Origin of the sequence: Clostridium estertheticum (genome assembly GCF_018861295.1) — a bacterium.
Classification (GTDB): domain Bacteria; phylum Bacillota; class Clostridia; order Clostridiales; family Clostridiaceae; genus Clostridium_AD; species Clostridium_AD estertheticum_D.
In genome coordinates this window covers 37,559-59,064 of the sequence record NZ_JAHLDM010000006.1, presented here as the reverse complement: position 1 = coordinate 59,064, position 21,506 = coordinate 37,559, and the positions used below count along the sequence as shown (strand labels likewise).

The following is a 21,506-nucleotide window of genomic DNA, read 5'->3' as shown; positions in this document are numbered from 1 at the left end:
TAAGCCTATATTGAAATTAGATCTTTTACAGCATAACTAATGCTTACCTTGTAATTACCTAAATGGTTGTTATACTTTATTTTTACTGTTTTTTGTTCATTATCAAAATACCAACCCTCTTGACTGCTTTCAAAGTTTCCTCTATCTAAGTAAAATATAATATTTTTGTTATCTACAGCTATATTAACTGGGGCAAGTTCTCTACATATTACACTTAAATTTAAGTTTTCAACCTTTGTAACGTAGGATCCTTCTTTATTAAAATCAATTTCTACATCTCCATGTTCATCACTTTTTACTTTGATGCAAGTTTTCAAATATTCACCCTTAACATATTTATTAGAGGTACCATCATCTTCATATAATGTGAATTCACAATCTTGCCAAGGTTCTACTAATATATTTAAACTATCAATATTTTGCAAATGCAAATTCATTATATCTTCCGCAAGTGGTATTATAGAACCACTTCTAAAGAACAATGGTATTTTATCAATAGAAGTTTCAATTTCTATTGTTTGTCCACCTTCATACATTTTTTTAGTGTACCAATCATACCACATGCACCCTTTCGGCAAATAAATCTTTCTTGTAGTTGCTCCCTTATCATAAATACTTGCGACTAACATTGATTTACCATACATAAAATCAAAGCTCTCATCATAAGTATTTGTATCTTCTTGAAATTCATAAAACAATGGCCTCATTATTGGTGATCCCTTAGTAGACGCTTCAAATAGTAAAGAGTATAAATAAGGTGCTAAATTATACCTTAATTTTATTGCCTCCCTTATATATTTTGTATAAGAAGGATACATCCAAGGTTCTGTTACTGTATTATCTGTATTACATGAATGTATTGAAAACCTTGGTTGAAATATTCCATGTTGAACCCACCTAACATATAATTCTGGTTCTGGAGCTGGACCATAAAATCCACCAATGTCACAACCTTGATTTGCCACTCCTGATAAACCCATTCCGAGTATTACAGGGATGTTAAATTTCAAACTATGCCAGCTTGTACTATTATCACCAGCCCATGTTTGAGCGTATCTTTGGATTCCTGCAAAACCAGCTCTATTTGTAATATAAGGTCTTACATCAGGACAGCTTTCCTTAAGTGCTTGTTTTGCAGCCATTGCCATTAAATTAGGCATTAATGGTCTTATAGCGTTTATAGTAATTTTCTCACCCTCAAATTCACATAAAGCTTTAGAATTGTTTATTTCATATTCATTATTATCATTCCAAATACAGACAATACCTTTATCTATAAATGATTGTTTGAGGTGCTTTTTCCATAATTCTCTAGCTTTTGGGTTAGTAAAATCAACAAAGGAAGCTTTTCCACCCCAAAATCTGTCTTTATGAGGTTCTTTCCCATTTTCATCCATTATATAAGCCTTTGCAGATTTAAACTCCTCATATAAGGGATTAGTTATAAGCATGCCAGGTTTAATATTTGGAGAAATATCTGCGCCTCTTTCCTTCATCTTATTTACAAATTTTTCAGGACATGAAAAGCGATTATTATTCCAGTTAAATACATGCCTTTTTCCGTCATCTCCTGTGGTATAACCTGAAGATAGAAAAAATCCATCACATGGAATATCCTCTTTCTTTGTTTTATCAATAAAGTCCAAAATCGCTTTGTCACAATCATTTTGTAACTCCGTATAAAACATAGTTGAGCCAAAATATCCTAAGGAATACAATGGAGGTAATGCTGTTTTTCCAGTTAGGTCTGTATAACTACGTACTACATCTTTAATATCTGGTCCATACATGAAAAATAAATCTAACTCGCCACCTTCAGTAGAAAAATAACTATATTTATCCCAGTACCCACTTCTTTCACAACCCATATCAAAAATAGATGAATATGAATTGTTATAAAATAATCCACATGCAATTTTATTTGTTTTATTAAGTTTTATATAGAAAGGTATATGTTTATAAAGTGGGTCTGACCGCTGTGAATCATAGCCCAAAGTATCCACATTATTCATTCTCATTCGTCTTTTGGATTTGTTTATATATCCTGTCTTTTCACCAAATCCATAAAAAGAATCATTGTCATTTATACAGGAGTAATGACTTAACCTTCCATTCTCATCTTTTAAATAAGACTTTTCTTTTAAATCCGAATGTAACAACTTACCTTCATTGTTAAATATTTCGATTGCAAAAGGTTCCTTATTTATATTTATCTTTAGCAAATCTGTTTTCAAACAAATATATTCATTAAATTCCTCAAATTTTGCTATATAAGGTTTTATTCTTTTTCTTTCTTCGGACATTACAGAATCCATTTTATCTTCCCATGCTGTCATAACTAATGCATAAGATGCCTCTTTTGAAAACTCCTTATCAAAGGTACATCTTATACGAACTATATCACTTTTCAAAAACATAATTCTGAATTTTCCTCCATCAGTAACAATATCAATATATTCACCTTTGTTATCAACCTTTTCTATTTTATTACTCACATTCATAAAAACTCACCCCTATCTAATTAATAATTAGTATTTTTTTATTTATTCATTGTATTTTATGTAACCAGTTACATTTTACTTCATATTTGTACTTAAATTATAAAAACCACAACTATTAAATTACTTTGATACATATCAGCCTAACGTTTTAATCATTTAAACCTTTACACATATAATAGCCTATAAATTAAACATTGTAAATACTATTTTAAATAAAATTGTAACCAGTTACATTTTTGTTATACTTTCATTCTAATCATGATTGATATATAATATAAAAAAGTAGTAATTTACGTTTTTATATTATTAAAGGATGTGCTTTATGAGTTACACTATGTATGACTTAGCAAGGGATGCCGGAGTATCAGTGGCTACTGTATCTCGTGTTATAAATAAAAATGGTTCAGTTAAAGAGGACACCAAACAAAGAATTCTAGAAATAATAAAAGATAAAGGATATATTCCAAATGCATACGCCAGAGGAATGAATAATATTAGTATGAAAACTATCGGTGTAATAATCGCAGATATAGTAAATCCTTTTTTTGCAGAGGTTGTTAAAGGTATTGAAGTTGCCTGTCAAAAAAATGGTTATAAACTTATACTATGCTCTACAGCAAATAATGCAGATACTGAGAAAAAAGAAATAGAAATGCTTGTTGAAAAATTTGTGGATGGTTTTATTATAGTAGGAAGCAGACCCTCTAACGATAATAATGCTAGTTTCCTAATAAATTTAAGCAACACTCACCCAATTGTTTTAGTTAATAGCTTTATAAAGGGAGGGCAAAAGATGTTCTCAATCTTAGTTGATGAAGGTAAGGCTGTCTATGATACTCTATCCTATTTTAAGCCTGGAAATAATCTTAATACATATATTCTGGGAGACCCCACTTGGAAAACTACAACTGTAAAAATAAATGCATTCAAATTTTTTTTTGAAAAACACAATTTAGATTTTTCAAATGATAATATTATTAATTGTAGTCATAGTTATTCTGGAGGGAAAGCTGCTGCAAAGGAGCTCTTTGAAAGAAATTTACCATATCCCTATATTGTTATATGTTCTTCTGATACTATCGCTATTGGTGCTTTAAGGGAATTCTTAAGATATGGTGTAAAAATACCTGAGCAAGTATCTATTATGGGTTTTAGTAATATTGAAGTTTCTTCGCTTACTACGCCCTCTTTAAGTACAATAGACCAAAATCTGTTTGAACTCGGACAAAAATCCGGCCACCTATTCATTGACATATTACACGAAAAATATCCGATAAACAAAAAAACTTACTCAGAATATCAATTAATAATAAGGGAATCTACTCTTCCTAAAGATATTTAGAAATAATCAATAGATAAATAGAGCTAGCAGATTATTATCCGCAAGCTCTATTTATCTATAATTTCTTTTGTACAAATTCAGGTTTAAAAATTACTTCTCCCTTTTGCATAAAAATTATTATTACTATTTTTCATTAAGTTCTCCTTTTAATTAAATCTCTCCTGAGTCGCTTACAATATTAATCCCTCCAGTAATAAAATACCAGAGGGTCTAATTAACTTGTATAGATATGTTTCGTGATTATTTACCCTTATAATAAGGTATACCATCAGCCTTAGGAGCTGTGGAGTTCCCAACAAAAACGACTAATATAATCAAGGTTAAAACATAAGGTAGCATTGATAGGATTGATGGTGGAATCTGGATTATCGATGTACTTCCACCAAGAATTACAACCAAAGCCTGAGCAAATCCAAAGAGGAGACATGCAGCCATTGTACCCTGTGGTTTCCATTTTCCAAAAATAACTGCGGCAAGAGCAATAAAGCCTTGCCCCGATATAGTAGATTGTGTAAAACAGTTAACCACAGCCAAAGTCATTGCAGCTCCTCCAAATCCAGAAAGAATTCCCGATGTAAATACAGACAGGTACTTTACTTTATTTACATTTATTCCAAGAGTATCTGCAGCGGCTGGATTTTCACCTACTGATCTAATTCGAAGTCCAAAACTTGTCTTATATAACACAAACCACATAATAAAAACAAAAATGAAAACTATAGGTATAGTAAGTCTCACATTTAATGTTTTTAAAAATAAGTTTGATGAGTTCGTTGCATAGTCACCAAATAAAGTTGGCATTAGATTCGGAACTGGTTTTGTCATTGTACTTCCTTCAAATAATTTTCTTCCAAGAAATAGTGCAATTCCTGGTCCAAGGAAGTTAATAGCAACACCTGATATAGTTTGATCTGCCCTAAAAGAAATACACGCAACCGCATGTATTAAAGCAAGCAGTCCTCCTGCTAGTCCTCCAGCAAGAAAACCAAGCCATGGACTCGCCGTGAAATAACCCACCGTTGCTCCTGCAAATGCTCCAATTGTCATCATTCCCTCAATACCGATATTTACTACACCAGCATTCTCGGATATTACCCCTCCAAGACCAGCGAACATTAACGGTGCAGAATACATAAGCGTAATACTTAATGCTAGTAATATACTAGTGCCCATTTTTCACCCTCCTCTTCTTCATCTTTTCGGATATCATAGTAAACATAGAGGCTACTGCAACAAAGAACACAATAACACCAATCATTATATTAACTACCTCTGACGGTGCACCAAGGTTCATCTGTATTGTGCTTCCACCAAACTGAAGCCCTGATAAAAGAAGTGCCGTAAATATACATCCCACAGGTGAACTATTAGCCATAAGTGCCACAGTTATGCCATTAAATCCATATCCTGGTGCAGATGCGAGAGTTACTAGTGCATGAGGAAGAGAACCTGCCATTTGGAGAGCACCTGCAAGTCCTGCAAGCCCACCAGCAATAAACATAGTCATAATAATATTTTTCTTAACGCCAATTCCAGCAAATTCAGCTGCATCTTTATTAAGTCCTACAGCTCTAACCTGGTATCCAAATGTTGTTTTATACAATACAAACCATATAAGTATGGCAACAGCTATAGCTATAATAATTCCATAATTTATATCGGTTGCAAGTAATATTGTGGATAGTGTTTGATGACTTGCTAAAAAAGCCTGCCCATGTGGTGTTTCTTTCCAATTCACAAGTAAATTGGTCCAGGCATTATGATTAATAGCAACAGAATATTGTGTATTTTTTATTCCGATTCCTGGTACTGATATTAGATAATTATTAAAGTATAAGGCTATCCAGTTTAGCATAATTGTTGTTATAACTTCATGAATACCAAACTTTGCTTTAAGCAGTCCAGCAAAGGCTCCATACAACCCAGCAGCAAGAATAGCGACAAGCATTATTACGATTATATTTATACCTGGTGGCAAGTTGAGTTTGCTACCAATTATAACAGCTGCCATTGCTCCCACAAGGTATTGACCCTCAGCTCCTATATTGAAAAGTCCTGTCTTAAATGCAAAAGCAACACTAAGACCGGTTAGAATATTTGGCATTGTCAAAATCATAACCTGAACTATATTGAGTGGACTTGAGAAAATACTCGTAACCATCATAGAATAACAATCAAATGGATTATAACCAGCAAAGGCGAGTACAATTGCTCCCACTATAAAACCAAGTATTATAGCAAGAATTATTTTGGTGACCGCCTTATTTAGCAATTGAGCAATTTTATATTTCATTTTTCTTTTCCCCTCCTGCCATTAAAAGACCAATCAGCTTTTCGTCGACTTCACCTTGTAAAAACTCGGCTACTATCTGTCCATCATATAAAACACAAATTCTGTCAGCAACATTTATAATTTCATCAAGTTCAAAAGAAATAAGCAAAATTGAATGCCCACTATCACGATGTTTCACAAGCGTACTATGTACAAACTCTATAGCTCCTACATCAAGTCCCCTTGTTGGTTGAAATGCAATAAGAAGCAGCGGATCATTAGAAAGTTCCCTTGCAATTACTACCTTTTGCTGATTACCACCAGACAATGCACCCACAGGTTTTGATGCACAATCTTCTGGTCTAATATCATACTTCTTGATAGAATCCTGGGTGAATTTATTTATTGCTTTATTATTTAAAATAAAGTGCTTTGAGAATTTAGACTTATTATATTTTTCAGTTATAAAGTTATACTTCACCGGAAAATCAAGAATGAGCCCCCTCTTTTGTCTATCTTCATGTATGGTACAAATTCCATGCTCAATGACATTATGTGGCGTTGTGTTTTGTAATTCTACTCCATTTATAGAAATTTTACCCGATTTCACTTTTTTAAGGCAAGTTATTGCTTCAACAAGCTCCTTTTGGCCATTACCATCAATGCCAGCAATACCAACTATTTCTCCTTTTCTAACTTCAAGAGAGAAATTTTTTACTCTTTCTATTTTTCTGCTATCTTCAACAATAAGATTATCTATTGTAAATACAACATCTTCAGGTTTAGCTTTTGTCTTTTTAACCTTTAAATTAACTTCTCTTCCCACCATCATGGAAGCAAGCTCCTGCTCAGTAGTATTTTTTACATCAACCGTATCTATATATTTCCCACGGCGAATGATCGTACAATACTGTGAGGATTTTTTAATTTCCTTTAGTTTATGAGTTATAATAATTATTGTTTTACCATCCTCAGTAAGATTATGCATGATCTTAATAAGCTCTTCTATTTCCTGAGGTGTTAAAACCGCAGTAGGCTCATCAAGAATAAGAATTTCTACACCTCTATATAGCGCCTTTAAAATCTCAACCCTTTGCTGCATTCCCACAGATATATCCTCTATTTTCGCATCAGGATCAACATCAAGTCCATATATTTCGGATAATTTTTTAACTTCATTACGTGCTTTAGCAATATCTAAAATGTAGCCGGCCTTAACTACTTCTTTCCCAAGAATAATGTTCTCAATTACTGTAAACTTTCCCACAAGCTTAAAATGCTGGTGGACCATTCCAATTTTATGTTCTATTGCAACATTTGGATTTTTCATTTCCACACTCTCGCCACTTATAAGTATTTGTCCACTATCGGGTGTATAAAGTCCATAAAGGATATTCATAAGAGTTGTCTTGCCAGCCCCATTTTCACCCAAAAGTGCATGTATACTTCCTTTAGTAATCTTAAGATCTATCGAGGAAAGAGCACAAAAATCATCAAAATATTTATAAATAGACTTCATTTCCACAGCATATTGTTGATCTTCCATGGTTTATTCTCCTTTTTTTATATCTTATATTAAATACACTAAATCATGAGTTTTCACAATTTAGTGTATTTAATTAAATCTATTCATTCTTTTTATATTACTATTTAATAATTATTTTAATGTACTACTGTAAGTAGCAAAGGTAGCTTTATTATAAGGAGGAACAATCTTACCACTCACAATATCTGCAGAAACTTTCTTTGTTTTGTCAAGAACATCCTGTCCACACATTTTTATAGCTTGTGCTGTATATGGAACTCCAACACCATTATCCTTAAGACCATAACTAAGTGTCTTTCCTCCAACATTTACTCCATCTTTAACTTGCTTTGAAACTGCTTCTGTCACGTTACTAACATTTTTTAATGATGAAGTAAGCATATTGTTTGGTGCAAGATATGCTTGATCCATATCAACGCCTATACAAAGCTTATTTTCACTCTTTGCCTCAGCAACCATACCCTGTCCAACATTTCCTGCAGCTGTAAATATAATATCTGCGCCTTTTGAGTACATATTCTGAGAAATTGCTTTGCCGAGAGCTGAATCACTAAACGAATTTGCATATTGTACATTAACAGTAATAGTTTTTTTAAGTTCTTTTGCACCATATGCAACGCCAGCTCTAAAACCATAATCAAATTGATCAATTACATTTCCCGTAATTCCACCAATAAATCCAACTTTGTTAGTTTTAGTCTTGAGTGCTGCAATATATCCAACAAGAAAAGATGATTCTTGCGCTCTAAATATAACACCAGTAACATTACTCTGATGTGGTGTCATTGCATCATCAATAACTGCAAATTTTACATTAGGATACGCTTTTGCAGAAGCTTTTACTGCATCCTCCATTAAATAACCAATTCCCCACACAAGATCATACTTATTGTTAGCAAACTGGTTCAAATTAGACGGATAATTCGAGCTCTGGACTGATTCTAAATACTTAACCTGAGCACCTGGATTGTTTTTAGCAAATGACTGAAGTCCCTTCCATGATCCTTGATTAAAAGATTGATCATTAACACCTCCTGTATCTGTAACCATTCCGTCTTTAAATGCTACTTTTGTAGTTGTAGCTGGTTTGGTAGCAGATTTGTCTGAGCTTGAACACCCCGCAAATACCATAGCAATAACTGACATGGACATAACTAAACTAACTAATTTTTTACATTTCATAAATATCCCCCTCTAATAATATATTTCGATCTGACAAATTTAGAACCTTAAATAATTATCTCCCTTCTTTAACTATTACAATTATATAACTATTATTGCTTTTTTGTACAGTTAACTTTAAAATAAATCTAATTTATCCTAAATATTTAATTAATCTTTCATTTTATTAATTTCATCTAACATTAATATATTTAATTTATTTATTTCTTTTCTTTTTTCCAATTGTTCTTTAATTACTTTTCTTCTATATTCTAATTCAATTTGCTTAGTTTTAAGTTCTATTGAATTACAGAACTCATATATTTTCCTAAACTGTATTTTTGTCTGCTCAAACTCTTCATCGAAATTAACTAAATCTTTATTTTTATAAATCATCTTTAAGGACTCTAATTGATATCTTATTATTGTAGAAAATTGTATAAGGAGTTCATCTGATTTTACTTTGTAAAGATATAATAATAGTTCTATGTAAATTCTATGTAGAGTAACCTTATCAAAAATATCTAGATCCACTCTACTATAACTCAATTTTTTTTTAGGCTTTAAGTTAAATAGTTTTCTTAAACAGTTATTATAACCTTTTGTTATCCAAACCCCATATACTAGGTAGCTGGTCTCTATATGCTTAAAGAATATATTTATTTCATCATTACTTACAAATAGTTTTATATCTTTATCTATGCTAGTTAATCTAATTTTATTTATCACTGTAAAAACTTCTCCATAACTTAAAAATAACTTTCCTTCTGTAGCCCCTCGTATATTCCCTACACACATCCACATATCTGGCATTGATTAATCAACCCCCAAGTTTGTATTAGTTAAGTATATTGTCTTCTATCCTATAACTTTTAATTATATCCAATAACTGAAATTATTAACTAAAAATTATAAATATGATTTATCTTACTTACATAATTTATAAACAAAATTCAAACACTAAAATATACAATAAAAATAGGATGGTGTTTTTATGGATGAAATAATAAATAGAGCAAAAAATAGAACTCAGCAAGCTAGACTTATGGGAATAAAAACACCTGAAGATGGTGACTGGAGCAACTACAGCTCAAAAACCTGTGGGAGCGTTGGTGGAGCACTTGGTGATACTTTTAATAAAGAGGCTGTTTCAGATAATGAATCCAGATTAGACAAAAAAAGTTAAAAATAATCATTTCAATATTAACACGCACCTTTTGTATAGTATGTATCATAAAGGTGCATGTTTTCTTTTTTTGTAATATCATATATAATGAAGGTTAATGAGTAAGCACACTAGTAAATCAACCCAATTAAAATACTAAAGCTATTCTTATTTAAGAATAAAAAGATAAAAACCTTGGAGGTTATTAAACATGGAAAAATCGAAAGTATATTTTACCGATATGCATGCGACACTTAAAGAAAATTTGCAACAAAAATTGACCCGTCTAATTAAAACAGCCGGGATCGGTCAAATTGATTTTAATAAAAAATTTACGGCTATTAAGATTCATTTTGGAGAACCTGGCAATCTAGCTTACCTACGCCCAAATTACGCTAAAACAATAGTAGATATTGTAAAGGAATTAGGTGGAAACCCATTTCTTACTGATTGCAATACTTTATATGTTGGTGGTAGAAAAAATGCACTTGACCATCTTGATTCTGCTTATGTGAATGGTTTTTCTCCATTCTCTACAGGGTGTCACATTATAATTGGAGATGGATTAAAAGGCACCGACGAAGTTTTAGTTCCTGTTATAGGTGGTGAATATGTGAAAGAGGCAAAAATTGGTCATGCTATCATGGATGCAGATATATTTATTACTTTAACTCATTTCAAGGGACATGAAGCAGCTGGTATTGGTGGTACTCTTAAAAACGTAGGTATGGGTTGTGGCTCTCGTGCAGGTAAGATGGAGATGCATAGTAGTGGAAAGCCATATATCTCACATGACGACTGTATAGGCTGTGGTCAATGCGCTAAAAACTGTGCCCACAATGCTATTACAGTAACGCAAAAGAAGGCTACTATTAATCACGATAACTGTGTTGGCTGCGGTCGATGTATTGGTGTCTGTCCTATGGATGCTGTTCTTCCTGCATCAGATGAGTCAAATGATATTTTGAACAAAAAAATTGCTGAATACTCATGTGCAGTTCTAAATGGTCGCCCAAGCTTCCATATAAGTCTAGTCATTGATGTATCACCTTTCTGTGACTGTCATGGAGAGAACGATGTGCCAATTGTTCCAGATGTAGGTATGTTTGCCTCCTTTGATCCTGTTGCACTAGATGTTGCTTGCGCTGATGCTGTAAATGCACAGCCTGTTATACCAGGAAGTATTCTAGATAAAGCTGTTGAAAAAAATCATGACCATTTCACTAATGTCAGCCCTGAAACTAATTGGAAAGCAGCAATTGACCATGCTGTAAAATTAAATTTAGGCAGTAATGAATATGAATTGATTACAATTTAAATTATATAACAACAAATCAAAAGAGAGCGAATCTAATATAATTCGCTCTCTTTTGATTATTATTTTTGCCATTTACAATATATACCTCTATATTGTATTCTTTTCTAAGGATATATTAACTTCAATAATCATTCCATCTACACTCATCTCAACGCAAAGAACTTTATCAGCATTACTACTTGCTGTAAAATCACCCTCAATCAAGGTTGGTGTAGAGATATCTATATTTATATTATCCTTTGAAAAATTCATTGCGACATTTGCCGTTAACATATTAACAAGTTCTGAGATAGCACTTTGTGGCAACTCATCAAAGTTATCTACAGGTGCTCCCATCATCATTATTGAGGCAATTTTTTTTGCAGTGTCAACACTCATACCATAAATGATATTACCTTTAACATCTCCAATTATTCCAATAATAATCACAACGCCTTTGCTTTTTATATATTTACCTTTTACACTAATTCCATTTTTTTTAATATCATTTAACCCTAATTGTGGTAGTATTATGTTGAATGATTCTAAAACTGGATTTATATGATTGACATCCATTCCCCTTCACCTCTATTAAAACCTATATTTATAGTCAAATTTCCAAATTGAGATTTTACAATAGCAGAGAAGGTATTCTCTAGTTCTGCCTTTGATATATTTATTGACTCACCATGAAATATTGTTGGTGGTGCAACCCTTAGACCAAACAATTTGTTTTTCTTATTTATCATTGAGCATGCATTTCCTGCAAACATATTAGCTATTTCTGACATAACATTAAGCAACTCTTCACTACTTTTAGGATCTCTTTTTAATAATATTGTTGCAAGACTCGAAGCTGTTTCATAGGCCATATCCAAAATTAGTCTACCTGAATATTTACCTGTAATCCCCATAACTATTGATATGCCTTCACTATGTATAGCAATATTATCATTACTTTCATCTGTAATTTCTGGCACCGTCTTTGTAAGCTTATTGAAAATATTTAATAAAGCCTCTTTAAATACATCTGAATATAATTTCTCAAGTTCTAGATACAATTCTTCATCTGCCATAACTCTATTTACTAATAAAGATAATTCTTCTGAATCAACAGGTTTCTGAATATATCCACACACATGAGTTTTTTTGGCTTTTCTTACAAGCTCATCATCCATCATCGAACTAACAATTATAACTTTAATATCCTTATCAATTTTGTGGATGGCTCTTGTGCATTCAAATCCATCTGTTCCTGGAAGAGTCATATCCATTGTTACTAGATCTGGTCTAACTCTTGTAACTTCCTCAATAACCTCTTCTAAAGATTTCGCCTCACCAACTACATCAAATCCACTTTCAGTGAGAACATCTGTTAATAATGCTATTTGGAAAGGTGAGTCATCAACAATTAAAACTTTTACATCTTTCATAATTACATCTACCCCTTTAAACTATTTCTAATACTATAATCACTATATTTTGTTTCAATTATGTTTTTATGATTATAATGATTACTATCCTTATATTATAGTTATCGAACATATTAAAATTTTCTATATACCTATTTTTTTTTAGTAGTATCTAATTGATAAATTATTGACTCTTCACATAACAAAAGCTCTCTTTACAGTGGACTGATTTTCTAATCTATCCACTTTAAAGAGAGCATATTATTAAGATTTAGCTTTTTTATTTAAGTTATATTACATTCAACTCATTGTATTTTAAAATATTATTTTGGGGATGTTTTTCTATAAATCCTGCTAATATTACTGATAATTTAATTAGCCGTTGTGCCACCTGTTGTACCTGATGCAGGTGTAGTCTCCGTTGTTGATCCTGCATTCGGTGTAGTTTCAGTTTTTCCATCTGTCGCTCCAGATGTTGGTGTTCCGGTGGTTCCATCTTTTGATCCAGCTGCAGGTGTAGTTTCGGTTGTTCCTTCTTTTGATCCAGCCGCAGGTGTAGTTCCTGCTGTTGATTCTTTTGTACCTGTAGTTTTAGTTGATTTTTCTGTTGCTGCTTTTGTACCTGCAGTTTCATTTGTTTTGTCGACCGATTTTTTGGTACTTGTAGTTTCATTTGTTTTATCTACCGTTTTTTTTGTATCCTTAGTTCTAGTTGATTGTCTTGATGACTCTTTTTCAACTGTTGACTTTTGAGGAACAACCGTTTTTACAGTTGGAGTTGGTGTATTTTCAGCAGTCATTTTAGAATAAACTTTCCCAGAAACTCCAGCAATCATAACTAAAATTATTGCTACAATAATTATTTTCTTTTTATTCTTGCTAAGCTTTTTATTTTCAGGGAATACTTCTCTATTACTTTTATTTATTGTTTGTTCCTCACCTGTTACCTTACTCATAACTGTTGTAAAATCATCTTTATCAACAGAATGGACTTCTTCAGATTGTACTTCTTCAGATTTTTTCGTTTCCTTTAATATTAGGTGTTTTATATTCATCGGTATATTTAGCAATAACGCTAGGATTCCATTTTGTTCCCCAGAATATATTTCCTTAAAGTTTTCTGGTGATTTAATTACAATAACAGGCTTATTATGTTGATTTTCTAAATAAACTGTAACTGAAAACTCATCCCCCTTACTTATAAATGGGATATAAACCTCTAAAATGTTATCATTTATTGATGAATCAAATTTTAAACCTCTTGTTATTTTGGCATCTGTACTCCTTAACTTGGTTTGTGATCCTATATTTATAGTTAACTCATGAATTGTCCTATTTGATGGATTCTTAACCGTAATAACATATCCACAATTTTCTTCGCTATCTATATCTGTATCTTTAGGTTTACCTTTTCGTATATTACATAATATTCTAGGACCTAAGTTCTTATAATAATCAAGCAATAATCCTGATGCAAATGATATTAATATAGTTAGAATTGCCGTTTTAATAATACTTATCAATTAATTTTTCGCTCCTTTATTTTTACCATTTTTTTCAATTAAATAATTATATTTTTAATCTTCATTAAATTATAAAGCAGATAGATACTTGTGTCAAATTTAATAATGCACATACCAATACTATTTATGGTATAATACATATATGTAAAATTTAAGATGCATAAAAAAGCCACCTTTTTAGTTAATAACCCCTACACTCTCGCCCAGCAATACACTAATAAATACATGTTTTTTACATAACATATTCATCAGGAGGTACATATAAATGAAAAGTTCAACAAAACATTCTCTAATTATAGGTTTTGCACTATTTGCAATGTTTTTTGGTGCTGGGAACCTAATTTTTCCACCATTCCTCGGAAAAGCAGCAGGAAGTGCTTATTTTACATCTATTACAGGTTTCCTCATTACAGGAGTTGGCCTTCCGCTAATTGGAATAATCGCTTGTGCTAAGATTAATGGTACTTACGAAAAGATGGCAAATAGAGTAGGCAAAAAATTTGCTGTAATAACAAGTGTAGCTTTAATTCTTGTTATTGGACCGTTACTTGCAATTCCAAGAACCGCTGCAACAACTTTTGAACTTGGAATACATCCTTTATTTCCATCCGTATCACAAAACATAATAGTTATATTGTATTTTTTAATAGCGCTTGCATTTGTACTTAAACCTTCTTCAATAATTGATAACGTTGGTAAAATACTTACACCAGCACTTTTATTAATGCTCGCTATAATTATATTTAAAGGAATAATAGATCCTATTGGACCAATTGTAAATACATCTTACAAAAATGGATTTTCAAAAGCTTTAATAGAAGGTTATCAAACAATGGATGTTATGGCTTCTGTTATATTTGCAGGAATAATTATTTCATCTGTTAAAGCAAAAGGTTACAAAAATGCAAAAGATATAATGAAGATGACAATAAAATCAGCAATAGTCGCCGTAACTGGTTTAGCCTTTGTATATGGTGGACTTATGTATCTTGGTACACAAACAAGTACTTTGTTTCCCAAAAATATAGCAAGAACTAGTCTAGTTACAGGGCTTGTTAAATTAGACCTTGGAAGTATTGGTTCAGTTGTTCTTAGTTTATGTGTAGCACTTGCATGCTTAACAACTGCTATCGGCTTACTTGCAAGTGGAGCAGAATTCTTTGCTAATCTTTCAAAAAATAAATTATCTTACAAAACCGCTGCTATTATTATGGCTGTAGTAAGTGGATTGATAGCTACAAACGACGTTGATAGTATAGTTACATTTGCAGGTCCTGTTTTACAAATTTTATACCCAATTGTAATTGTTCTAATAGTCATTACATTGCTTGGTGATAAAGTTAAAAATAATAAAGTCGTTGCTATAACTATATACACAACACTAATTATAAGTATTTTAGACACCATAAATGCTGTATATGCTGGTAGCATTGGATTCATTAAATTTATCCCTCTAGCTAGTGCTGGATTTTCATGGTTTATACCTACTTTACTAGCTTTTGTAATCTCCAACATGTCAATAAAATCAAAACAAGATGCTATAGATGAAGATGATACTAACTCAGTATTGGAATCATAATATATACTGCAAATTATTTATGAATTATTAATATTTAGATAAAATAGAGTTATTGGATAAACATTTATCCAATAACTCTATTTTTATCTAACTCTAACATCAAACTAAGTTAAATCACTCCCTAATTTTCACTAATAAATTTAACTATAGCTTTACCTATAATATTTTGTTGCTCATCTCTTGTTATTGTCGCTGTATTGTCCCCCTTTTGAAATCCATACCAACCATTTTGAGAATGATTACCTCCCTTAATAGGAATCAATTTTGTGCTTTTAGGCAATAGTTTTCTAGATTCATCAATCTTATCCTTTCCAACAAACCCATCTTTAGTCCCATACATTGACAAAACTTTTACTACACTTGATGATAGATTGTTACTTTTCTGAGGATATGACGCTAAGAGTATTAATCCATTAATTTTATCTTAGTTTTTGTATGCAAATTGCGCTGCCATAACCCCTCCAAGGGAATGTCCAGCTATATACCACTGCTTAATTTGCGGATATTTTCCTATTACTTTTTCTGCCTTATTAGGAGAAAGCACAGCAAGATTCAATGGCATTGGTACAATTACAACTTTAAAACCAGACTCCGCTACTTTCTCAGCTAAAGGTGCATAAGCCTCAGGTGTAACTTTTCCACCGGGATATATAATTAGTCCTTTCGTAACTATTTTGTTTTTAACAGTATATTCAATCCAAGGTGAACCATTATATTTAACCTTATCATTTGATCGGAGCATAATTTTAGCTTCCGGCATGGCTCTATAATAATCCCTTGAATATGCTATAACTATTATAATTATTATTGGAATAATCATTAAAGAATATTTCCATTTTTTCTTTATAAAAATTTTCATATTATATCGCTCCCCAATGAACTATGTTTTCGGTTTTTTGTCCGTTTATAATAATACCATACTTATTATTTACTGTTACATTTTTCCTTACCATTTCTCTCTCAAGCACATTGCTATTATCGACTTTTCAAAAGGTTTTAAATAATTAATATATGATAACTTAAAACGAAGTGTGCAGATAAAATTAATGTTAAAAATCGAATTATATTTATGGTGTATTTAATGAGAAAGTTTAGTAAACTAAGAGTATCTTTATAAATAATAACATTGGAGAGTGATTTAATAATGTCTAAGGAAAGAGGAGTAAAAATTCTAAAAACTTTTACTGTGCTTAGTTTTGTTCTCATGATTGCTGTTAATGCATTAGCAAATATTTTACCGATTAATGGAATAACAACTGGTGGAGTTTCTGATTCATATCCTAATCTATTTGCACCTGCTGGCGTTACATTTGCAATATGGGGAATAATATACTTATTACTTGCTGGATTTGTAGTTTATCAACTGGGACTTTTTAATGGAACTGATACTAAAGCTATAGTTAAACTTATTGATGGTTATTTTATTATATCTTCACTAACCAATGCAACATGGATATTTAGCTGGCAGTATAAAGTTCTTCCACTTTCCATGATTTTAATGGTAGTAATACTGGTTTGCTTAATTAAAATTAATAATAAAATAAACTCCATAGAACTAACCTCAAAGGAAAAGTTATTTGTAAAACTTCCTTTTAGCGTTTATTTTGGGTGGATTACTGTAGCAACAATAGCTAATGCCACCACACTGCTTGTTAGTTTAGGCTGGAATGGTTGGGACATATCTGAGCAAATCTGGACAATAGTTATTTTATTAGTTGGGCTTATTATTGGCATGGCTACAACGCTAAAAAATAAAGATATCCCTTATGGTATAGTTATATTTTGGGCTTATTTGGGGATACTAATAAAACATGTTTCCTCGAGTGGTTTTGCAGGTGAATATTATGGAATTATCACTACATTAATCATTTCATTAGTTATTATTTTCATATGCTTATTATATGTTTCAAAGAAGAAAAAAATATGTTTTAATCCAGATATGTTTTAAGGGATTCCTATTTGGGAATCCCTTTGTGTATATTTTTATGTTTTTTTAGAACATGTTAATTCTATCCCCTTTTGCATTTAAGTACTTATGAAATTTTTACATTTAGAACTGATTCTTTATTCTTTATTTTAGTAGTTCCACCTAATTTTTTTGGTAAAGATAGCGTAATTAAAGCTGCTGTTATTAGTGAACATACAAGAAAGTATATTGCAAAATCATAGTTGTATTTTTGAATAAACCATCCTACTATATATGGCCCTAAAAAACCGCCTAAATTTCCTAAAGCATTTATAATCCCACGAGAAGCTGCTGCCATATCTCCACTAAACAAAGTTGGAGGAATTGTCCAAAACACTCCCGCTGCTGCCTGTAAAAACACTCCGCAACCAACCAAAAATGCAAATGAAACCCACATATGTTGTTTAAATAGAACAGATAAATATAAACATAAAGCAAAACTTAATATAGGTATGATTATATATTTTTTTCTGTTTTTACTTTTATCTGAGAGATTAGCAAATACATATAATCCAATTATAGTGCCTATATAAGGAAATATAGACAAAATACCAACCATGGCCATTCCTGAATTAGTTAGATTTTTAAGCGTTGTAGGTAACCATAATGAAAATCCATATATTCCAGTTTGATAAAATAGATTTAATAGTACCAACTTCCACATATTTTTGCTTTGGAATATATCTTTAAAGCCAACTTTTTCTGATATTTTTCCTTTTACACTTTCTTGTTGTTCTAGCATTTTCTGATTTATATAATCTTTTTCTTCTTTGGAAATCCATTTAGCATCATCTGGTCTATCACTAATCATTGGGAGCCATACAAATAAAACCGATAAGGATAATATTCCTTCTATTATAAAAACATATCTCCAACTATAGCTAGCTAAAATAAATCCAGAAAGTGGTCCTGTTATAATAGATGCTATTGGCACATTCATTATACAAAGAGCATTTGCCCTTCCAATTTCTTCATTGGGAAACCAATGACTTAGCATTGTAAGCAAACATGGTAAAACGCACCCTTCTGAGACTCCTAATAAAAAACGAACTATAAGTAATTGATTTACATTATGAACAAACCCTCCAAGTGTGGCTATAATACCCCATACTATAACTACATAAGTTATAAGCTTCTTACCGCTCTTACGTTCTGCAAGTAATCCTCCTGGAACTTGAAGAAAAAGGAATCCAATAAAGAATATACCTGCAGCGAGTCCAGATATGCTTGCAGTCATTCCTAACTCTTTGCTCATTCCTCCCGCTATCGCAAAACTTATATTAGTACGATCCATAAAACCTACAATATAAACAATGATAATTGGTGGAATAATACGAAACCAACGTTGACATGGAATATTTGAAAGTGTTTTTGTATTTTTACTCATATTTACATCTCCTTTTCTTAAATAAAAATATACCTTTTAAATTCAAAGCGTTTCAGTATTAAACCTTTACAATTTCCTGCCTTGATTATTAAACCGATTTCATTTTACATAAAACAGAAAAATAAATCTTCTTTAGTATAATAATGCTACTTTTACCTTTACAACAACTTTTCTCACAATCATAGCTTCCTCAGCCATTACTGCTGGCCTATGCACATCATTTGGGAAGAAAATACAATAGCATCCTGGGGTAGCTTCTATAAATCCTTCATTTTCAACGTCCTTATAAAAAATCAAATCTCTATCATCGATTCTCTCATCAACTTCATATTTGCCCATATCAGGCGTAAATCCCAATCTTTCTTTCCCAGAAGCAATGAACTGAACATCTACATACTTTTCATGAACTTCTGGTCTTTTCTTTTCGATTGGTTCTGTCTGTGCATCAAATACCTGTGCGTAAATATCCTTTCCCTGAATTTCATAAACTCCTACTTTCATAGTTGTAAAATCGTTTTCTTTTAAATATTTAATTGCTGTTTGAATAGCTTTTGGATACTTAGAAACGTCATCCTTTGAATAAATAGATGAAAATATCATGTTAAACCTCCCATTATTTCAGTTATTTTAAGATTAATTGCTTAACTTTTTAAATTGTTTCGTTGTTCCATAGCATGAACCATATTCACAATAAATTCATGAGACGGAACTTCTACTCCATATTTTTTAGCAGCACGTACAACTGATCCACTTATTGTGTCTACCTCTGTTAGTCTTCCATTATTTAAATCTGTATAAATAGAAGTACAACCATTAGGGGAACCCTCTGAAGCTTTCTTAACCTTTGATAGTACTATTTCTTCATCAAATACGAGTCCCATTTCATTTGATACAGCTATTGCTTCTTTTATTAATTGCTTTGCCAAGTTCCATGCACTAGGATTTTCAGCAATAAAGCCCATTCTCACTTGTAACACACCAGTAATTGCACTAAGTGATACATTTGTAAATAACTTATCCCATATTAATTTTTGAATATTATCGTGAACCTTTGTATCAAAACCACAATCGTCAAAACATTTTTTTATTGTATTAAGTATTTTATCTTTGTCCTCAACAAGCATTCCAATATTCGTTCTTCCAGTTCCGCCATGTCTAACATGTCCTAGTTTAAGAATTGCACCATTATCCTCTGTTGTACCGATAATAATACGTTCAACTGAAACTACCTCTGAAATAATATCTTCATGACCAGAACCATTTTGAAGTGTCATAACATACGTCTTACTATCAATCATTCCTTTATTTTCTTCTAAGGCAACTTTTGAATATAAGGATTTTACAAATAGGATAAGCAAATCAACCTTCCCAATTCCTTCTACGGAAGTAACAGCTTTGGGTCTATACAATACGTCCAAACCATTTTCCTGAAGTTTTAATCCATCTTTATTAATTGCATCTACAACATTCTGTTTATTATCCACCAAATAAACTTCATTATGTTTTGATAAGTAACTGCCATAGATAGACCCCATTGCACCTGCACCGATTACCGCTATTTTCATACCTACACCCCTCATTATTTAGAAAATTCTATTAATCCTTCAATTGCATATGCACGAATTGGACATGAATCCAAACCTTTAATCGGAAGTGGAGAATATGACATAAAGAATGTATCTACAGACAACTCTTCCAAATTCTTTAACACTTCTAAAAATACAACATTTACTTCCATCAATACATCGTGAAACGCTTTTACATCTTCATTATTGCTTTCAATTGATACACCATCACCAAAACCAACACATTTTACTCCTTTCTCTTTCAACCACTGCGCAGTCTCACGACAGATAAATAGTCTTTTATCGTCTATGGTATTAGATGCTGGTGTAAATGGAGTTAGCTTCATAGGAGAATCTAATATTACGATATCGCCTTCTTTAATTCTATCCCCACAAGCCTTTTCCAAATCAATTGCCTTAATTTTTTCATTAGGTTTCATATGTGTAATGTTAACGTAAATTGCTCTTCCCATAAATGTAGTAATTGGAAGTGACTCTACATCTGACCAATCATCATTGTGATGATATGGACACTCAACATGAGTTCCTAAATGACTTGTTAAATCCATAATTGTATGAAAATCTGGAATTGGTCCACCTGTGTTAAATCTAGTAAGTCCACACCTTCTACTTTCTGTCTTAGGGTCCAATACCTTTGTTAAATCAATTACTCTTAAATCTCCAATTTTACATGAGTTCATAATATTTCCTCCTTAAAATTTAACTTTTAATACCATTTGCTTTCTTAATACCAGTATACCGGCGTGTCGGTATACTGTCAAGCGTTTTT

The 21,506-nt window shown here is 31.7% G+C and carries 18 protein-coding genes and 1 pseudogene; 5 read left to right on the top strand and 14 right to left on the bottom strand.

The window, feature by feature from the left end; all coding sequences use genetic code 11:
- Positions 1 to 5: 5 nt before the first annotated feature.
- On the bottom strand, positions 6 to 2,501 hold the full coding sequence (locus KPL54_RS08080) for a glycoside hydrolase family 31 protein (protein ID WP_216106085.1): 2,496 nt from the start codon (positions 2,499 to 2,501) through the stop codon (positions 6 to 8).
- A 322-nt stretch (positions 2,502 to 2,823) separates the two neighbouring features.
- Here KPL54_RS08080 and KPL54_RS08075 point away from each other — a divergent pair, with 322 nt between their 5' ends.
- Entirely contained in the window at positions 2,824 to 3,843 is a 1,020-nt protein-coding gene (locus tag KPL54_RS08075; RefSeq protein WP_216106084.1) for a LacI family DNA-binding transcriptional regulator, read from the top strand.
- A 240-nt stretch (positions 3,844 to 4,083) separates the two neighbouring features.
- On the opposite strand, the gene KPL54_RS08070 is transcribed toward KPL54_RS08075, so the two are convergent.
- The 5 genes from KPL54_RS08070 to KPL54_RS08050 all read right to left on the bottom strand — a co-directional run bounded on the left by KPL54_RS08070 (position 4,084) and on the right by KPL54_RS08050 (position 9,635).
- Complete coding sequence (locus tag KPL54_RS08070) at positions 4,084 to 5,016, bottom strand: ABC transporter permease (protein WP_216106083.1); 933 nt, start codon at positions 5,014 to 5,016, stop codon at positions 4,084 to 4,086.
- Complete coding sequence (locus KPL54_RS08065) at positions 5,006 to 6,136, bottom strand: ABC transporter permease (RefSeq protein WP_216106082.1); 1,131 nt, start codon at positions 6,134 to 6,136, stop codon at positions 5,006 to 5,008. The genes KPL54_RS08070 and KPL54_RS08065 overlap by 11 nt, the downstream gene beginning before the upstream one ends.
- On the bottom strand, positions 6,126 to 7,661 hold the full coding sequence (locus tag KPL54_RS08060) for an ABC transporter ATP-binding protein (protein ID WP_216106081.1): 1,536 nt from the start codon (positions 7,659 to 7,661) through the stop codon (positions 6,126 to 6,128). The genes KPL54_RS08065 and KPL54_RS08060 overlap by 11 nt, the downstream gene beginning before the upstream one ends.
- A 111-nt stretch (positions 7,662 to 7,772) precedes the next feature.
- Positions 7,773 to 8,843, bottom strand: a complete 1,071-nt coding sequence (locus KPL54_RS08055; RefSeq protein ID WP_216106080.1) for a BMP family lipoprotein — start codon at positions 8,841 to 8,843, stop codon at positions 7,773 to 7,775.
- 150 nt (positions 8,844 to 8,993) lie between these two features.
- Positions 8,994 to 9,635, bottom strand: a complete 642-nt coding sequence (locus KPL54_RS08050; RefSeq protein WP_216106079.1) for a hypothetical protein — start codon at positions 9,633 to 9,635, stop codon at positions 8,994 to 8,996.
- A 181-nt stretch (positions 9,636 to 9,816) separates the two neighbouring features.
- On the opposite strand from KPL54_RS08050, the gene KPL54_RS08045 reads away from it, so the two are divergent.
- Together KPL54_RS08045 and KPL54_RS08040 are read left to right on the top strand one after the other, a co-directional pair.
- On the top strand, positions 9,817 to 10,008 hold the full coding sequence (locus KPL54_RS08045; protein ID WP_216106078.1) for an alpha/beta-type small acid-soluble spore protein: 192 nt from the start codon (positions 9,817 to 9,819) through the stop codon (positions 10,006 to 10,008).
- 190 nt (positions 10,009 to 10,198) lie between these two features.
- On the top strand, positions 10,199 to 11,305 hold the full coding sequence (locus tag KPL54_RS08040) for a DUF362 domain-containing protein (RefSeq protein ID WP_216106077.1): 1,107 nt from the start codon (positions 10,199 to 10,201) through the stop codon (positions 11,303 to 11,305).
- An 87-nt stretch (positions 11,306 to 11,392) separates the two neighbouring features.
- On the opposite strand, the gene KPL54_RS08035 is transcribed toward KPL54_RS08040, so the two are convergent.
- From KPL54_RS08035 to KPL54_RS08025, 3 genes are all read right to left on the bottom strand, one after another.
- On the bottom strand, positions 11,393 to 11,860 hold the full coding sequence (locus KPL54_RS08035) for a chemotaxis protein CheX (protein ID WP_071612482.1): 468 nt from the start codon (positions 11,858 to 11,860) through the stop codon (positions 11,393 to 11,395).
- Complete coding sequence (locus KPL54_RS08030) at positions 11,842 to 12,717, bottom strand: response regulator (RefSeq protein WP_216106076.1); 876 nt, start codon at positions 12,715 to 12,717, stop codon at positions 11,842 to 11,844. Before KPL54_RS08030 ends, KPL54_RS08035 begins: the two co-directional genes overlap by 19 nt.
- A gap of 350 nt (positions 12,718 to 13,067) precedes the next feature.
- On the bottom strand, positions 13,068 to 14,219 hold the full coding sequence (locus KPL54_RS08025; RefSeq protein ID WP_216106075.1) for a hypothetical protein: 1,152 nt from the start codon (positions 14,217 to 14,219) through the stop codon (positions 13,068 to 13,070).
- A 265-nt stretch (positions 14,220 to 14,484) separates the two neighbouring features.
- Between KPL54_RS08025 and brnQ the strand changes: the two genes are divergently transcribed.
- On the top strand, positions 14,485 to 15,798 hold the full coding sequence (gene brnQ / locus KPL54_RS08020; RefSeq protein WP_216106074.1) for a branched-chain amino acid transport system II carrier protein: 1,314 nt from the start codon (positions 14,485 to 14,487) through the stop codon (positions 15,796 to 15,798).
- Positions 15,799 to 15,919: 121 nt separating this feature from the next.
- On the opposite strand, the pseudogene KPL54_RS26015 reads toward brnQ, so the two are convergent.
- Positions 15,920 to 16,540: pseudogene (locus KPL54_RS26015) on the bottom strand (alpha/beta fold hydrolase).
- 402 nt (positions 16,541 to 16,942) lie between these two features.
- Between KPL54_RS26015 and KPL54_RS08005 the strand changes: the two are divergent.
- Positions 16,943 to 17,746 carry a tryptophan-rich sensory protein gene (locus KPL54_RS08005; RefSeq protein ID WP_216106072.1) on the top strand — a complete coding sequence of 268 codons (804 nt, stop codon included), beginning with the start codon at positions 16,943 to 16,945 and terminating at the stop codon, positions 17,744 to 17,746.
- A gap of 85 nt (positions 17,747 to 17,831) precedes the next feature.
- Here the strand turns inward: KPL54_RS08005 and KPL54_RS08000 are convergent, their stop codons facing one another.
- From KPL54_RS08000 to KPL54_RS07985, 4 genes are all read right to left on the bottom strand, one after another.
- Positions 17,832 to 19,151: an MFS transporter gene (locus tag KPL54_RS08000; protein WP_216106071.1), complete on the bottom strand. Its 1,320-nt coding sequence runs from the start codon at positions 19,149 to 19,151 to the stop codon at positions 17,832 to 17,834.
- A 132-nt stretch (positions 19,152 to 19,283) separates the two neighbouring features.
- Positions 19,284 to 19,751, bottom strand: a complete 468-nt coding sequence (locus KPL54_RS07995) for a YhcH/YjgK/YiaL family protein (RefSeq protein ID WP_216106070.1) — start codon at positions 19,749 to 19,751, stop codon at positions 19,284 to 19,286.
- 41 nt (positions 19,752 to 19,792) lie between these two features.
- Positions 19,793 to 20,716: a ketopantoate reductase family protein gene (locus KPL54_RS07990; protein WP_216106069.1), complete on the bottom strand. Its 924-nt coding sequence runs from the start codon at positions 20,714 to 20,716 to the stop codon at positions 19,793 to 19,795.
- Positions 20,717 to 20,730: 14 nt separating this feature from the next.
- The gene (locus KPL54_RS07985; protein ID WP_216106068.1) at positions 20,731 to 21,417 is read right to left on the bottom strand and encodes a cyclase family protein; all 687 of its coding nucleotides are present in this window, start codon (positions 21,415 to 21,417) and stop codon (positions 20,731 to 20,733) included.
- Positions 21,418 to 21,506 lie beyond the last annotated feature (89 nt).

Coding starts and splice junctions, on each gene's coding strand:
- KPL54_RS08040 (WP_216106077.1), top strand. CDS start 10,199: ATGGAAAAATCGAAAGTATATTTTACCGATATGCATGCGACACTTAAA.
- KPL54_RS08055 (WP_216106080.1), bottom strand. CDS start 8,843: ATGAAATGTAAAAAATTAGTTAGTTTAGTTATGTCCATGTCAGTTATT.
- KPL54_RS07985 (WP_216106068.1), bottom strand. CDS start 21,417: ATGAACTCATGTAAAATTGGAGATTTAAGAGTAATTGATTTAACAAAG.
- KPL54_RS08050 (WP_216106079.1), bottom strand. CDS start 9,635: ATGCCAGATATGTGGATGTGTGTAGGGAATATACGAGGGGCTACAGAA.
- KPL54_RS07995 (WP_216106070.1), bottom strand. CDS start 19,751: ATGATATTTTCATCTATTTATTCAAAGGATGACGTTTCTAAGTATCCA.
- KPL54_RS08035 (WP_071612482.1), bottom strand. CDS start 11,860: ATGGATGTCAATCATATAAATCCAGTTTTAGAATCATTCAACATAATA.
- KPL54_RS08060 (WP_216106081.1), bottom strand. CDS start 7,661: ATGGAAGATCAACAATATGCTGTGGAAATGAAGTCTATTTATAAATAT.
- KPL54_RS08000 (WP_216106071.1), bottom strand. CDS start 19,151: ATGAGTAAAAATACAAAAACACTTTCAAATATTCCATGTCAACGTTGG.
- brnQ (WP_216106074.1), top strand. CDS start 14,485: ATGAAAAGTTCAACAAAACATTCTCTAATTATAGGTTTTGCACTATTT.
- KPL54_RS08005 (WP_216106072.1), top strand. CDS start 16,943: ATGTCTAAGGAAAGAGGAGTAAAAATTCTAAAAACTTTTACTGTGCTT.
- KPL54_RS08045 (WP_216106078.1), top strand. CDS start 9,817: ATGGATGAAATAATAAATAGAGCAAAAAATAGAACTCAGCAAGCTAGA.
- KPL54_RS08080 (WP_216106085.1), bottom strand. CDS start 2,501: ATGAATGTGAGTAATAAAATAGAAAAGGTTGATAACAAAGGTGAATAT.
- KPL54_RS08065 (WP_216106082.1), bottom strand. CDS start 6,136: ATGAAATATAAAATTGCTCAATTGCTAAATAAGGCGGTCACCAAAATA.
- KPL54_RS08075 (WP_216106084.1), top strand. CDS start 2,824: ATGAGTTACACTATGTATGACTTAGCAAGGGATGCCGGAGTATCAGTG.
- KPL54_RS07990 (WP_216106069.1), bottom strand. CDS start 20,716: ATGAAAATAGCGGTAATCGGTGCAGGTGCAATGGGGTCTATCTATGGC.
- KPL54_RS08030 (WP_216106076.1), bottom strand. CDS start 12,717: ATGAAAGATGTAAAAGTTTTAATTGTTGATGACTCACCTTTCCAAATA.
- KPL54_RS08070 (WP_216106083.1), bottom strand. CDS start 5,016: ATGGGCACTAGTATATTACTAGCATTAAGTATTACGCTTATGTATTCT.